Origin of the sequence: Vibrio variabilis (assembly GCF_003263785.1) — a bacterium.
Taxonomy (GTDB): domain Bacteria; phylum Pseudomonadota; class Gammaproteobacteria; order Enterobacterales; family Vibrionaceae; genus Vibrio; species Vibrio variabilis.
In genome coordinates this window covers 105,069-119,328 of the sequence record NZ_JYJK01000084.1, presented here as the reverse complement: position 1 = coordinate 119,328, position 14,260 = coordinate 105,069, and the positions used below count along the sequence as shown (strand labels likewise).

Below are 14,260 nucleotides of genomic sequence, written 5' to 3'. Positions count from 1 at the left end.
GCATCAAATTCCTAGTAATTAAGCGTCAGCGTTTGCTAGCTGAGCGGTTTTTGCATTAAGAAGACGGTTAAGTACAAGATAGCTCAAAGCGCCACCCAGTACGGCATTTAGTGGTACAACGCCAGGTAAGAAGTTACCAGCAGCAACACCTAGAGCCACGGCAATGATACCTGCCCAGTTTACCGTTTGGAATTTTGCCGCTTCAAAATTGGCGTAGCGTTTACGGTTAACGAGGAAGTCTGCGATGATTACGCCGCCGATTGGTGGGATAGCTAAAGATAGAAACGTTAGCCAGCCGACAAAGTTGTTGTATAGCCAAAGTGCACACAACGTACCGACGACACCGTTTGCCATCGACAGGTACTTACTTGGTAAACCTGTGATGTTTGAGAAGCCAAGGCCAGAGGCGTATAGCGCGTTGTCGTTGGTGGTCCAAATGTTTAGACCCAATACGATAATCGCAGGGAGCAATAGACCTTGAGCGATCATCACTTCAGAAATGTCTGACTGGCCAGTTACCGACGCACCTGCAGCACCAAAGATGAACATCAGCGAGTTACCAATAAAGAACGCTACCATGGTAATGAATACTGCGCCCATTGGCTTTTTACCAAAACGCACGAAGTCGGCCGTCAGTGTACCTGCGCTAACAAACGACCCTACTACCATCGCAAGAGCAACTGAGAAGTCCAATGGTTCAGCGGGTTGGATTTTTTGCAGTTCAGCAACGCCGCCTGCGCTATCCACCGCCGTCAGTACTGAGTAACCACCGAGTAGAGCGATGGCAGGAACCGCGACTGCCGACAACACCATCAGAGCAGAGATACCAAAGTAAACCGTCGCCGTCATTAGAAGGCCGCTTACCAAAATTAAAATGTTGGTATCAATACCCGTCGCTTTTTGCACTGGGATGGCGAACATAGCCACGCCAACACCAAACCAACCGACTTGAGTGCCACCAAGGAGCACAGAAGGAAGCCAAGAGCCTTTAGAACCGAAAGAGAAGCGAGCAAGAAGGTGAGTAGAGAGGCCAGTAGAAGCGCCGATGTAACCGAGGAAAGAAGTGTAAATACCGAGGATGAGGTTACCGATGAGAACAGCGAGGAAGAAATCATTGAAAGCAAGTCCAGTACCGAGGGAGCCGCCGGTCCACATACTTGCGGAGAAGAAAGTCAAACCAAGCATGACCATGGTTAATGAAGCGACTCCCTTCCTGGCCGTTGCCGGAACTGGTCCTAAACTGTAGTTGTTATCCGCAGACATCTGATACCTCACCATTCACTAAATCTGTTTTTTCGTACGCTTACCTGTATTTCAGGCAAACGGCGCGTATTATGGTGATGTAAATCACAGAGTCAAGCGCTGAATTCTTCAAAAGTTGCGGTGTTTTCTAGCTTGCTTTTATTTGTACCTATTAATCATAAGGTTAATAAGAGCCTGTCTGAAAAATACTTTGCTAATTTATTTTCTATCAAACCAGAAAAACGTTTGCGTACAGATGTTGATTTGTGATTTTTCTTGGTTTGATTGAAAAACAGCAATATGACGTCAAAAGCATAGGTTTCGAATACTGCTATAGTCTTTGATATCGTTGCGCGCATTCGCAGTCGGATTCCCGCTCGCATAGTTTTGCCAATTAAGTATATAATGCGCCCGCTTTTATCTGAGGTAAGACAATGATTTCAAAAAACCAATTAAAACTGCTGAGAGCCCTTGGGCAGAAAAAACAGCGCAAAGCACACGGCCTATTTCTGGTTGAAGGCGAGAAAAACGTCCTTGAGCTTGTCGCAACTTCATTGAAGGTAAAGCAAGTGTTTGCCACGGCAGAGTTTTTAGATAAGCATGCTAGTGAGCTTCGCGCTTATGAGTGTATTGAGGCTACCTTGGATGAACTGACTAAAGCGAGCTCGCTTGTCAGCAATAATGCAGCGGTTGCAGTGGTAGAGATCCCTCAGACAAAGACTCCTGAGCCAAAAGGTATGATGATCGCCCTAGATGGCGTTTCTGATCCCGGCAACCTAGGAACCATCATTCGTATTGCTGATTGGTACGGCATTAAACACATTGTCGCTAGTACCGATTGTGCGGATCCGTACAACCCTAAAACCATCCGTGCGACGATGGGCAGTTTTGGACGAGTTCAGGTCACACTACTTGACTTACCTCGTTATCTCAACGAAGCAAAAATACCGGTATATGGAGCGTTCTTAGAAGGGGAGAGTGTGCACACCACAAGCTTTTCTGAGCAAGGCATCTTATTGATGGGCAGTGAGTCACACGGTGTACGTGCGGAAGCTGAGCAATACGTTACGGATAAAATCACTATTCCGGCGTTCGGCGGCGCAGAGTCGTTAAATGTGGCTATGGCGACTGGAATTATCATGGATAATTATCGTCGTCAGCATAGTTAAAGACTGGTGCGAGATTTGAGTAGACCCCTGCCTGCGCAGGGGTGACGATACCCTTCTAGGCTACTTCTCTAGCATCCCAAGCTTGTTAGGCACACCATTCCACTTTTCTGCTTCATCCATTGCGGGTTTGACTTCAGTTTGAACTGGCCACACTTCAGAAAGCTCTGCATTGAGTTCGATAAAGACCTGTTGGTCATCGGTGAGCTCATCTTCTTGGAAAATGGCTTGCGCGTCACACTCTGGTACGCAGAGGCCGCAGTCAATGCATTCGATTGGGTTGATCACCATGAAGTTTGGGCCTTCGTGAAAGGCGTCCGCAGGGCATACCGCTACGCAGTCGGTATATTTACATTGAATACAGTTATCGGTAACGACAAATGCCATGATGGTGAACTCTTATTAGCCAAATTTGTGGAGGGGCGATAATACTGATCCGAGCGCAAAATTCAATATCTTGGCGCGACTTGATCCCTTTATCACCCGTCTAAGTCGCAATTAAGTATGACAGACAAATCAAGTTAACGTAAAATGCGCGCCATTGTGAGCGAGCAAGCCTTGAGTTTAAGCGATTTGTTTAAGCTATCCGTTTAGGGAATTGGCTTGCAAGCTAAGACACCAACGACGCGAGACCCTCCATGATACGTTTAACTGAAATCAAACTTCCTCTCGATCACGAGGAAGGCGAAATTTCTCAAGCCATCCTAAAAAAACTTGGCATTTCTTCAGACCAAGTTGTTTCATTTAATGTGTTTAAGCGTGGCTATGATGCGCGCAAGAAAACACGCATCTTGCTCATCTACACCCTAGATGTTGAAGTGAAAAATGAAGAGGCTCTGCTAGAGAAGTTTGCTAATGACCCACACGTCAAAGTTACTCCAGATATGGAGTACAAGTTCGTTGCGAAAGCACCAGTAAACCAAACTGAGCGACCAGTCGTCATCGGTTTTGGTCCATGTGGCTTGTTTGCAGGACTGATTTTGGCACAAATGGGCTTTAAGCCAATTATTGTGGAACGTGGTAAAGAGGTTCGTGAGCGTACTAAAGATACCTTCGGTTTCTGGCGTAAGCGCACACTTAACCCGGAATCGAACGTGCAGTTCGGTGAAGGCGGTGCGGGTACGTTTTCCGATGGTAAGCTCTACAGCCAAGTGAAAGATCCAAAACACTATGGTCGTAAAGTTATTGAAGAATTCGTGGCTGCGGGTGCACCTGAAGAGATCCTGTACGTGAGTAAGCCTCACATTGGTACCTTTAAACTGGTGACTATGATTGAAAAGATGCGCGCAACCATTCTAGAGCTGGGCGGTGAGATCCGCTTTAGCACGCGTGTTGATGACATTCACATGGAAAACGACCAAATCACTGGCCTCACACTGTCGAACGGCGAAGAGATCAAAACCCGCTACGTAGTGCTAGCCGTTGGTCACAGTGCTCGTGATACGTTTGAAATGTTGCATGATCGCGGCGTGTACATGGAAGCGAAACCTTTCTCTGTGGGCTTCCGTGTTGAGCACAAACAGTCCGTCATTGACGAAGCGCGCTTTGGTCCAAATGCAGGCAACCCAATCCTAGGTGCAGCTGACTACAAACTGGTTCACCATTGTAAGAATGGTCGCACCGTGTACAGTTTCTGTATGTGCCCTGGCGGTACCGTTGTTGCGGCAACGTCGGAAGAAGGCCGCGTAGTGACCAATGGTATGAGCCAATACTCTCGTGCAGAGCGTAATGCCAACAGTGCGATTGTGGTGGGTATCTCTCCAGAGCAAGATTACCCAGGTGACCCACTAGCGGGTATTCGCTTCCAGCGTGAACTAGAAAGCAACGCTTACGTTCTAGGCGGTGAAAACTACGATGCGCCAGCACAGAAAATTGGTGACTTCCTAAAAGGCAACGACCCAAGCGCACTAGGTGATGTTGAACCGTCGTTCACGCCGGGTATTAAGCTGACAGACTTGTCGAAAGCGCTACCGGATTTCGCTATTGAAGCCATTCGTGAAGCGATCCCTGCATTCGATAAGAAGATCAAAGGCTTCTCTGGTGCTGATGGCCTACTGACTGGCGTTGAAACTCGCACTTCTTCACCAGTTTGCATTAAGCGTGGTAAAGACTATCAAAGCGTTAACCTGAAAGGCTTCTACCCAGCGGGTGAAGGTGCAGGTTACGCGGGCGGCATTCTTTCTGCTGGTATCGACGGTATCAAAGTCGCTGAAGCGCTTGCTATTGCGATGGTTGAAGACCTTGTCGAGCAACCCGTTGAAGCGTAAGCCTCGTTTGATATTAAAAAGCCCATCGGATAATGATGGGCTTTTTTGTATCTCTATGATCTTGAAATAGAAATATTTGAATTAAAACGCGTAGGTCAGTGTTGCCATTGGGCCATGGAACTTAAACTTGGCATCGAGGTCGGCAAATTCACGGCCGTAATCAACATTGATTTCGTAATAGCTGTAAGTTGCCGCTAGACCTAAATCTTCGGTGAACTTGTATTCGATGCCAGCACCTAAATCGAGAAGAAGCCCTGAGATATCTTCAATGCTGAGGGCAAACACCTGTGCATGACCTAATAGGTGCCAATTGTCAGTCATCCGATAGTCGGTGATTAAGCCAATATTGGGTAACGGTGCAGTGAGATCGGTAAATTCTTCGTCTTTAACTGGGATGAGAGTCGGGTTATCTTGATCAATACGGTAACCAAGTTCGCCTCCAAAGCCAACATTGAAGTTCATGATGTGGAGACCAATGGAGCTTTCCAATCCCAATCTTCGCCATCATAAAACTTATAGTTGTAGCCAAAGCGAATGATATCGATATTGAGGGTTGAATCTATTCGCGCTCCTGCTTGCACTTCCTTGTCCGATTCAGGTATCTGAAAAGGTTTGGTTACTGCGACGTTGCTCGCTTTACGGTGTAGCTGCGCCAATCTAAAAAAATGCCATGACGTTCATTAAAGTCGTAACCGACCAAAAGGTAGGGTAGGGTTGAGCGCTCTTTAAGGCTTAAATCGGATTCAAAATCCAAATCAAATTTGTCGCGACTATTAGGATTGCTAACTCCGATAGAGGTATCTGCCTCGGAAAAAAACGCCCCGCCAGCGATATGAAATTGACCAGCTAGAGTTGGGGAGGTTACCGCATACGCAAGGCCGCCTAGTGCGACCAGATGACGAAGATCCATTTCTATCACCTTACTATTGATTAACTGACATCGTTTTTATGCATTGAACAAGTTCAATATATCAGAAGGTTATGTAAATGTTTAGGTTGTATCTTCATTGTAACGGTAAAGGCTGCGCAATGGTAAACGCACAAAGAAAAAGGCTCCAAACGAGTTGGAGCCTTAGCGCTAGAAATGGTTAGTTGAGTTTGTTCCAAGCTGAATCCCAGTGACTGCCAGTGCCTGGCTCGAATTGAGTGGCTGTAGGAGACCACTGCTTGCAGTAACCAGAGTGTGGGAACGGCTTACATTGATAAATAGCGCCGTCGCTCGCCAGTACTTTGGTGCCCTCTGTGTAGCTTTCTACACCCGTTGGGAATACAAAGTCGTAGTCAGTTGGTGCGGTTTGGTCGACGAGCATGAAATCTTGCGTGGTTTGATCAAGCAGATTGCCTTTTTCATCACGAACACGGGTAACCAGCATGTGATGACCAGGCTCAGATTTAGACAGAGCTAAGACAACATTTTTGCTATCACCGTCGTTTAACGCTAGCTCACTGCCAGCTAGTGTTTCTTGACCATGGTTGTACACGCTCATCGATACGTCTACTCGACCGACTGCTGTGACAGTAAGGGCAAGTTCGGTTGGCGCGGTGCCAATAACGTATTGCGTTTCTAGTCCTGTTACCTCAGCACCTGATGCTGGAGGCGGCGTTGCGATGTCATAGCCAATCTCAACGCGATCCAGCCCACTATTGTCAGCCACATAGATAGTGTTAGCGCCAAATACAGGAGCGATATTGCCATTGCTGTCAGCATGGCCTGCTTTTATATCTGTCGTGCTTGAGTTAATAGCGCTTGCCAATGCGTGTGACCATTGGGTTGCAGCGCCTTGTTCGCTTGAACTAATGGTAATGCTGGTGGATAGGTTTGGCAGTTCACCGTTAGCATCAAACACACGGGTATAAACCGAATCACCCACTTTCAGATCCATGGTTGGGTTGATGGTACCTGCTTGCGTCCAGCCAGGAATGCCTGGCGTGGTGCCTTCAAACTGCACATCAATCACGTTATAAAACGCTGCTGCGGTATCACCCACATCCCAATAAGCGAGGATCACTTGGTAGCCTTCACGTTCAGGGACATTACACTGGTGAGTCGTCAGTTTTGGTGGTTTTTGCATGTTACCATCGACCACACAGAAAGGGTTGAGGTCGAACGAGTCACGGCTTAATGCCTGGTTTGGATTCCAGTTTGGTTTAGTGATGTAGTACTTCCAATCACGAGTCACGTGGTTTGCTGTGAATGTCCATTCGAAGTTCTGCAAACCTGCTTGGATTGGCGTTTTTACCCAGCGATCGGACGTTTGCTCGTTCAGTGGTGAAAACTGTACCAGTCCAGCGCTCGCGATTTGACCATCAGATGGGCCTAATAGTGGAAAGCCTTCGGGACCTTCAACACTTTGTGGTTCCCATTGAACCAAACCACAGTTACTGTTCTTTTCGCCATTTGCGTTTGGGTACTTACATAACGCCGCGCGACTCGCCGCTACACCGTTTTCGACTGCAGAAACATAGCCATGACTATGGACAAGTGGGCTGGTCGCTATTCCAGCTGCCGCCAATGAAATTAAGACTTTTGTGTGTCTCATACCAATACCTTCTCTTAAAATTTTAATTGCACGTTGAGTCAGTGCGAATGTTATAGAGCACTTGCTTCCGGCAAGTGTAGGTATAATTTAGTGACGGAAAATAAGTTCAGCGAATGGGTTGAGTAGAATCTGGAATGCACTTCTACAAATTAGTGTAATTTGCATCAAAATGACATTTTTTGGATGAATATTCTAACAAGTTGAACTAATGTCGCATTTAATGTTGAGTTTATCATTAGGTGAGAAATTCACTTACCCAAATTAAGCACGTTATTTAGGCAAGTGAATTTAGTGGTGTGATGCTGCCGGATGCGGTTAGAGACTTGGTAGTAGGTTAGCTGGCATCAGTGCATTGTGAAGCGACAACTTTATGATCTCGTTGGCTTTAGCAATGTCCGGAGCAAAGTAGCGGTCTTTATCGTAAAACGGCACCACTTCTCGTAGGGTTTGTTTACCCTCCTCAACAAGGGGGAAGAGGTCAGTGGTGCCCTAAAGTCGAGCCCTTGCGCGGCAGCGAGGTACTCAACAGCAAGGATCCCTCGGGTATTCTCCGCCATGTCTTTCAGTCTTCTCGCCGCAAACGTTGCCATAGATACATGATCTTCTTGGTTGGCCGAGGTTGGCAAGCTATCTACAGAAGCAGGGTGCGCCAAGGTTTTGTTTTCGCTTGCCAATGCTGCAGAGGTCACTTGAGCAATCATAAAACCAGAGTTCACTCCGCCATTGTCGACTAAAAATGGCGGTAGTTTGCTTAGCGCACTGTCGATAAGTAGCGCCATTCGTCGCTCGGACAAGCTACCAATCTCTGCGATAGCCAGTGCCAAACCATCGGCCGCCATCGCGACAGGCTCGGCATGGAAGTTACCACCAGAGATGATATCGCCATCGTCAGCGAACACTAATGGATTGTCTGATACCGAGTTAGCTTCCACTTGCAGGCTATCTGCCGCATTGCGGATTTGCTGTAAACACGCCCCATGACTTGTGGTTGGCAGCGAAGCGAGTACGGATCTTGAACCTTTTCGCAGCTTGGTGGGAGTTGCCAATGTCACTGCTATTGCCAAGCAGGTGACGATAAGCGTGGGCTGCGTCCATTTGTGAGCGATGACCGCGTACGCGATGAATGCGCGGATCGAATGGTCGACGACTACCCAGCGCGGCCTCGACTGACATTGCCCCGCACAATGTGGCTGACGCAAACAAATCTTCAGCCAAGAACAGTCCTTCTAACGCAAAAGCGGTAGAAGCTTGGGTGCCGTTGAGTAGCGCCAGTCCTTCTTTAGGGGCGAGGGTAATCGGCTCAAGTCCGGCAATTTGCAGTGCTTCGAGTCCGCTGATGATTTTGCCATTGTGACGCGCTTCACCTTCACCGAGTAATATCGTACTCATGTGGGCAAGTGGGGCGAGATCCCCAGATGCACCGACGGAGCCTTTTTGTGGGACACACGGATACACCTGTGAGTTGACCAACTCAATCAATGCATTAATGACCTTAAGGCGAATACCGGAGAAGCCACGAGCTAGGCTATTGATCTTCAGCACCATCATCAGCCTGACAGTTTCATCACTCATCAGCTCGCCAATACCAGCGGCGTGCGACAGCACAATACTCTTTTGCAGCACTTCAAGGTCGTCAGGTTCAATTCGAGTGTTAGCAAGCAAACCAAAGCCTGTATTGATGCCATAGACGGTGCGATCTTCGGCGATCACTTGCTCAACAATCTGTGTGCTGGCTTCAATGTCATCCAATGCTAGAGGACTCAATGATAGATGCAGAGGGGAGCGACTAATTTGGCGTAACTGAGCTAATGTAAGCTGCCCTGGGAGTAGTTCTAACTTCAACATGTTCTGCTCCTTATCCATGGCTGCTGTCTTGGCTTTTGGCTTCATTACTGTCCATCATCGGCAGATCAAGGCCTTGTTCGCGAGCACATTGCTTGGCAATGTCATAGCCGGCATCAGCATGACGCATAACACCCGTCGCAGGATCGTTGTGAAGAACGCGGCCTATGCGGCGCGCTGCCTCATCAGTACCATCACAACAAATCACCATGCCGCTATGCTGGGAGAATCCCATACCCACGCCGCCACCATGATGCAGCGATACCCAAGTCGCACCGCCAGAGGTGTTCAGTAGTGCATTAAGCAGTGGCCAGTCGGATACCGCATCCGAACCATCCATCATGCCTTCGGTTTCGCGGTTAGGGCTCGCGACAGAGCCTGAATCTAGGTGGTCACGTCCAATCACGATAGGCGCTTTGAGCTCGCCATTTTTAACCATTTCATTAAAGGCTTGGCCTAGACGTTCGCGATCTTTCAGACCAACCCAGCAAATGCGCGCTGGCAGTCCTTGGAATTGAATGCGCTCGCGTGCCATATCAAGCCAGTTATGTAGATGAGGGTTGTCCGGAATGAGTTCTTTCACTTTTTGGTCGGTTTTGTAGATATCCTCAGGATCGCCGGATAGCGCTGCCCAGCGGAACGGTCCCACGCCCTCGCAGAATAAAGGTCGAATATAAGCGGGGACAAAACCCGGGAAATCAAACGCATTTTCTACGCCTTCTTCAAGTGCCATTTGGCGAATGTTGTTGCCGTAGTCAGTGGCGACTGCGCCTTTTTCTTGCATGTCTAAGATGGCTTGAACTTGTACTGCCATAGACGCTTTTGCTGCTTTGACGACGGCCTCTGGCTCGCTATCACGCTGCTGCTTGGCAAAATCCATCGTCCAGCCTTGAGGCAGGTAGCCATTCAGTGGATCATGAGCGGAAGTTTGATCGGTAACGACGTCTGGCGTGATGCCTCTTTCGACAAGCTCAGCATAAACGTCGGCGGCATTACCTAGCAGGCCGACTGAGATAGGTTTGTCGCTATTTTTGATGATGGATAGCGCTTCATCCAGAGAGTGTGCTTTCGTGTCGACATAGCGCGTGTTGAGACGGTAGTCGATACGCGATTCATCACATTCAACCGCTAACATTGAAAAACCGGCCATGGTCGCAGCGAGAGGCTGCGCACCGCCCATACCGCCAAGACCACCTGTTAGGATCCACTTATTTGCAGGCTCACCGTTAAAGTGCTGTTTAGCGATGGCGACGAAGGTTTCGTAAGTGCCTTGTACTATGCCTTGAGAGCCAATATAGATCCACGACCCTGCGGTCATTTGACCGTACATCATCAGCCCCTGTTTATCGAGCTCGTTAAAGTGCTCCCAGTTTGCCCAATGAGGGACAAGGTTGGAGTTAGCGATCAACACGCGTGGTGCATCTTTGTGAGTAGGGAATACACCGACGGGTTTTCCAGATTGCACCAACAAGGTTTGGTCGTCTTCAAGACGTTTTAGTACCTCGACAATCTTGTCGTAGCAAGCCCAGTCACGAGCTGCGCGCCCGATGCCACCATAAACTACGAGTGATTGCGGGTGCTCGGCTACTTCATCATCCAAGTTATTCATCAGCATGCGAAGCGGGGCTTCAGTGAGCCAAGATTTCGCATTGAGCTCGGTACCACGTGGCGCTTTGATGGAGCGAGTGGTGTCGAGTCTAGAGTTATTTGGATCTAAGGGTTGCTTGTTAGTCATTGTCATTTCCTTTTGAACTCTGCCTTGCTGGGAGCTTTTATTCTTTATAGCGCCTTTGGCATGGTTAGTGGTCATGGTTACCGGCAGAGAGTGTTTACGTTATTTGTTTTTTGGTAGCTGCTTGGACATAGCAACCAATATCTGCCAGCACACTCTAGCGGCGAGCTTGGCGGTACGGTTGTCTATGTCGTAATTCGGGTTGTATTCTGCGATGTCAGCAAGCATTAATTTGTCGCTGGCCACAATGGTGTTGAGCATGGGAATGAACTGTTCTAGGTTCATGCCAAACGCAGCGGGTGCGCTCACGCCAGGGGCTAGGCTTGCGTTAAACACATCAAGGTCAATGGTGAAATACAGGACGTCGACCTTATTGATGAAGCTTTGTAACTGAGCAATATGCTCGTGCATGGGTCTGTCGAATAGCTCGGTATCTTTGATGTATTGAACCTGTAAACTATCGGCTTTTTCAAACAGCGCCTGAGTGTTGCCTGTCTCGCTCACGCCCAAGCAGAAATAATGAAGGTTTTGCCCAGTGGCAAGGCAATGATCGGCGATTTGAGCAAATGGTGTCCCTGAGCTGGGTTTGAGGTCAATCTGCGTTAATGCATTGTCATTGGATTGATACTCTCTAAGATCGAAGTGAGCATCGAAGTTGATGATACCGATATTTGGTTTATCACTGGATTGAGAGAGGAAGTCGGATAGCCCTTTAAAAGAAGACCAAGCAATCTCATGACCGCCACCTAACACCACCATTGGTCCATTGGACAAATGTTTAGTGATCGTTTCTGCAGCGTGCTGCTGGTGAAGTTCTAAGTCATCGGACTCGGCGACAATATTCCCTACATCAAGGATTGCGTTATCTTGGTGCCAAGCTAGATTTGCAAGTGCTGTGCGAATGGCATCCGGCCCTTGCTTGGCGCCAACACGTCCCTTGTTTCGTTTTACGCCTTCATCGGTGCAAAAACCCATGAGTTGAAGCTGTGGGCAGCGGCTTTGAGAACGTCGAACCACTTTATGATGCACGCGATAGCGTTTATCACCGTCTTCTCTGTCATCACGACCAGTCCAATTGAACGGATGTTGGTTATTAGCGGACATCTTCGACGCTCCCTGCAACGATTCGTTTACTCAGCCCACTCATGCCGAATTGGTAACTTAGCTCGCTAGGGTGTTCGATGTCCCAGATAGCAAGATCGGCGCGAAAACCTGGTTTGATTTGGCCTATGTTGCGACCCTGGCCAATGGCTTGTGCAGCATGGCAGGTCACGCCGCGTAGACTTTCTTCAGGTGTTAGGCGGAATAACGTGCAAGCCATGTTCATCATCAGTTGCAGGTTTGCGAAAGGTGAGGTACCGGGGTTGAGATCGCTACCGATGGCCATGGGCACTTGCGCTGCTCTTAAGGTGTCGATGGGGGCTGTTGTGTTTCTCGCAAGAAATAGAACGCGCCCGGCAATAAAGTGGCGACTGTTCCACTGTTGGATAGTGCATCGACGCCGGCGTCATCCAAGTATTCGATGTGATCAACGGATAGTGCATTAAACTCAGCGGCTAGCGCACTGCCACCTAGATTACTGAGCTGTTCGGTATGGCCTTTAATCGCGAGACCGTTTTGTTTGGCAGCCTGAAAAACGCGTTTCGTTTGCTGCAGATTGAACCCGATCGACTCACAAAAAACATCAACAGCGTCAGCGAGTTGATGCTTTGCCACATGAGGGATGATGGTTTCAGTGACGTAATCAATATAGTCATCGGCGCGGTCGCGATACTCCTGCGGTACTGCGTGCGCGGCAAGAAGGGTTGTGGTGATATTGACGCGGCGATGATTCTCGAGTGCTTTTGCTGCAAGCAGCATCTTCACTTCATCATCGAGCGTCAACCCGTATCCAGACTTAACTTCGATAGTCGTGCAGCCACTGCGGATAAGACTATCGAGCCTTGGAAGAGCCAGTTCGACAAGTTCTTCTATCGTCGCTTCCCGTGTCGCTCTAACCGTGCAGTTGATACCGCCACCACTCTCGCTATCGCCTCATACGACATGCCATTTAGACGATTTTCAAATTCTTCAGCGCGACTTCCTGCGAAGATCAAATGCGTGTGAGGATCGACGAGTCCTGGCGTGACAATTTTACCTTTGCAATCCAACGTCGGCACATCGTCGGTCATGTCATGGTGCAGGGCATCTAATGAGTGCGTATCGCTAAGGATCGCCTTAACGTAGCCACCTCGAATGACCACAGTGCAAGGCTGAGAGGGCAGATAACCAAGTGCGCCCGGCTCCATAGTCACGAGGCGGGCGTTAGTAAGGATCAGATTCATAACTTCGCTCTGTTTTATTGTATATACAAATAAATAGTTGAATATATACAATTGATCAAGTGCGAGTGGTTGAAATGTGATCAGGATAGACCTGCGGGGGTGCGTGTTACTTAAATAGGAAAGCGTGATTAGCGAGGTGCAAGAATGACGATCCAAGACGGCTCGTCAATCAGTATGGTTGTGTTAAAAGACGAAAATAGAGAGGTTATAACTCTACTTTTGAACTGAGCTGATATCGACTACCCGGATGATACAGCAGTGCGGTACTGATGAGCTTGTCTTCACTCCAGGTTCGACGATGGAGCAATAGGCATGGCTCAGTGGCGGCCATCTCTAGTAAGCGGGCGATGTGTTCACCACACGTAATCGCCTCCACGGTATGCTCAACGGCCGTCATTGGGCAGTTAGCGGTTAAATACTCGTTGGGTGTGGTTTGAGTAAAATCTTGCTGGTGGTATTTCGGTGCGTATTTGGCGTTAACCCAACGACATTCTAATTGGATTGGCTTGTCGTTTTCTTTATGGAGAATTTCGCTGTAGTAGACAGCACTGCCAAGCATCACCCCAAGCTTAGTCGCAATCAACTGATCCGCTTTGGTTGCTTCATGTCGAACCACTTCACTTGAATACTGTTTACCGCGAGCGGCCACTTCTTTGGCGATGTTGCGAGTATCAAGAAGGGGGACTGGGCTTTTTCTGCTGGGCTGGTCACAAAGGTGCCCAGTCGTGGGCGACGCTCAAGTTTTCCTTCACCAACAAGATCGCGAATCGCCTTATTGACGGTCATGCGGCTCACCGCAAATTGCTCCGTTAGCTCCATTTCGGTGGAGATTCGCTCACCGACTGGCCAAACTCCTTGGTCTATTCGGTCTTCAATATACTGTTTGATCTGAATGTATAGCGGCTCTTGGGACATCAATCACTAATTCCATTTATTTGAATATACAAATGGTCATTGAATTTGTATGAAAATGCAAGGCATCACATCATTTATCCCTATTTTTGCGGGTTTGTGCTTGTTTGGTTTAACTCAGAGCAAAAGCAGATCTTGACCTCAAGTTTGATATTTTCTCAGCGAAATCATCAGTCTGTCACTTAACTTCGGGTAAAATGGCGAGTTCGATTACAAAGGAATGGGCAAGGAAGAG

At 48.3% G+C, this 14,260-nt stretch carries 9 protein-coding genes and 3 pseudogenes; 2 read left to right on the top strand and 10 right to left on the bottom strand.

The window, feature by feature from the left end; translation table 11 throughout:
- Positions 1 to 18: 18 nt before the first annotated feature.
- Positions 19 to 1,263 carry a cytosine permease gene (gene codB / locus TZ48_RS14620; protein WP_112479687.1) on the bottom strand — a complete coding sequence of 415 codons (1,245 nt, stop codon included), beginning with the start codon at positions 1,261 to 1,263 and terminating at the stop codon, positions 19 to 21.
- Between the two features lie 413 nt (positions 1,264 to 1,676).
- Here codB and TZ48_RS14615 point away from each other — a divergent pair, with 413 nt between their 5' ends.
- Entirely contained in the window at positions 1,677 to 2,411 is a 735-nt protein-coding gene (locus TZ48_RS14615) for an RNA methyltransferase (RefSeq protein WP_112479686.1), read from the top strand.
- 60 nt (positions 2,412 to 2,471) lie between these two features.
- On the opposite strand, the gene fdxA is transcribed toward TZ48_RS14615, so the two are convergent.
- Positions 2,472 to 2,795 (bottom strand): ferredoxin FdxA, encoded by a 324-nt coding sequence (gene fdxA / locus TZ48_RS14610; protein WP_112479685.1) that lies wholly within the window; start codon positions 2,793 to 2,795, stop codon positions 2,472 to 2,474.
- 251 nt (positions 2,796 to 3,046) lie between these two features.
- Here fdxA and TZ48_RS14605 point away from each other — a divergent pair, with 251 nt between their 5' ends.
- Complete coding sequence (locus TZ48_RS14605) at positions 3,047 to 4,675, top strand: NAD(P)/FAD-dependent oxidoreductase (RefSeq protein WP_112479684.1); 1,629 nt, start codon at positions 3,047 to 3,049, stop codon at positions 4,673 to 4,675.
- 81 nt (positions 4,676 to 4,756) lie between these two features.
- On the opposite strand, the gene TZ48_RS14600 is transcribed toward TZ48_RS14605, so the two are convergent.
- The 8 genes and pseudogenes from TZ48_RS14600 to hutC all read right to left on the bottom strand — a co-directional run bounded on the left by TZ48_RS14600 (position 4,757) and on the right by hutC (position 14,028).
- Entirely contained in the window at positions 4,757 to 5,137 is a 381-nt protein-coding gene (locus TZ48_RS14600) for an outer membrane protein (RefSeq protein WP_112479683.1), read from the bottom strand.
- A gap of 154 nt (positions 5,138 to 5,291) precedes the next feature.
- Positions 5,292 to 5,585 (bottom strand): hypothetical protein, encoded by a 294-nt coding sequence (locus TZ48_RS14595; protein ID WP_112479682.1) that lies wholly within the window; start codon positions 5,583 to 5,585, stop codon positions 5,292 to 5,294.
- Between the two features lie 178 nt (positions 5,586 to 5,763).
- Positions 5,764 to 7,215, bottom strand: a complete 1,452-nt coding sequence (gbpA, locus tag TZ48_RS14590) for an N-acetylglucosamine-binding protein GbpA (protein WP_112479681.1) — start codon at positions 7,213 to 7,215, stop codon at positions 5,764 to 5,766.
- 315 nt (positions 7,216 to 7,530) lie between these two features.
- A pseudogene (gene hutH, locus TZ48_RS14585) lies at positions 7,531 to 9,060 on the bottom strand (histidine ammonia-lyase).
- 10 nt (positions 9,061 to 9,070) lie between these two features.
- Positions 9,071 to 10,792: a urocanate hydratase gene (gene hutU / locus TZ48_RS14580; RefSeq protein ID WP_112479680.1), complete on the bottom strand. Its 1,722-nt coding sequence runs from the start codon at positions 10,790 to 10,792 to the stop codon at positions 9,071 to 9,073.
- A gap of 99 nt (positions 10,793 to 10,891) precedes the next feature.
- Positions 10,892 to 11,893: a formimidoylglutamase gene (hutG, locus tag TZ48_RS14575; RefSeq protein ID WP_112479679.1), complete on the bottom strand. Its 1,002-nt coding sequence runs from the start codon at positions 11,891 to 11,893 to the stop codon at positions 10,892 to 10,894.
- Positions 11,883 to 12,933, bottom strand: a pseudogene (gene hutI / locus TZ48_RS14570) (imidazolonepropionase); the annotation flags it as partial. The gene hutG and the pseudogene hutI, both read right to left, overlap by 11 nt.
- A 385-nt stretch (positions 12,934 to 13,318) precedes the next feature.
- A pseudogene (gene hutC, locus TZ48_RS14565) lies at positions 13,319 to 14,028 on the bottom strand (histidine utilization repressor).
- Positions 14,029 to 14,260 lie beyond the last annotated feature (232 nt).

What these genes read in the sequence shown, in the direction of transcription:
- gbpA (WP_112479681.1), bottom strand. Translation starts at nt 7,215, where the DNA reads ATGAGACACACAAAAGTCTTAATTTCATTGGCGGCAGCTGGAATAGCG.
- TZ48_RS14595 (WP_112479682.1), bottom strand. Translation starts at nt 5,585, where the DNA reads ATGGATCTTCGTCATCTGGTCGCACTAGGCGGCCTTGCGTATGCGGTA.
- hutG (WP_112479679.1), bottom strand. Translation starts at nt 11,893, where the DNA reads ATGTCCGCTAATAACCAACATCCGTTCAATTGGACTGGTCGTGATGAC.
- TZ48_RS14600 (WP_112479683.1), bottom strand. Translation starts at nt 5,137, where the DNA reads ATGAACTTCAATGTTGGCTTTGGAGGCGAACTTGGTTACCGTATTGAT.
- TZ48_RS14615 (WP_112479686.1), top strand. Translation starts at nt 1,677, where the DNA reads ATGATTTCAAAAAACCAATTAAAACTGCTGAGAGCCCTTGGGCAGAAA.
- codB (WP_112479687.1), bottom strand. Translation starts at nt 1,263, where the DNA reads ATGTCTGCGGATAACAACTACAGTTTAGGACCAGTTCCGGCAACGGCC.
- fdxA (WP_112479685.1), bottom strand. Translation starts at nt 2,795, where the DNA reads ATGGCATTTGTCGTTACCGATAACTGTATTCAATGTAAATATACCGAC.
- hutU (WP_112479680.1), bottom strand. Translation starts at nt 10,792, where the DNA reads ATGACTAACAAGCAACCCTTAGATCCAAATAACTCTAGACTCGACACC.
- TZ48_RS14605 (WP_112479684.1), top strand. Translation starts at nt 3,047, where the DNA reads ATGATACGTTTAACTGAAATCAAACTTCCTCTCGATCACGAGGAAGGC.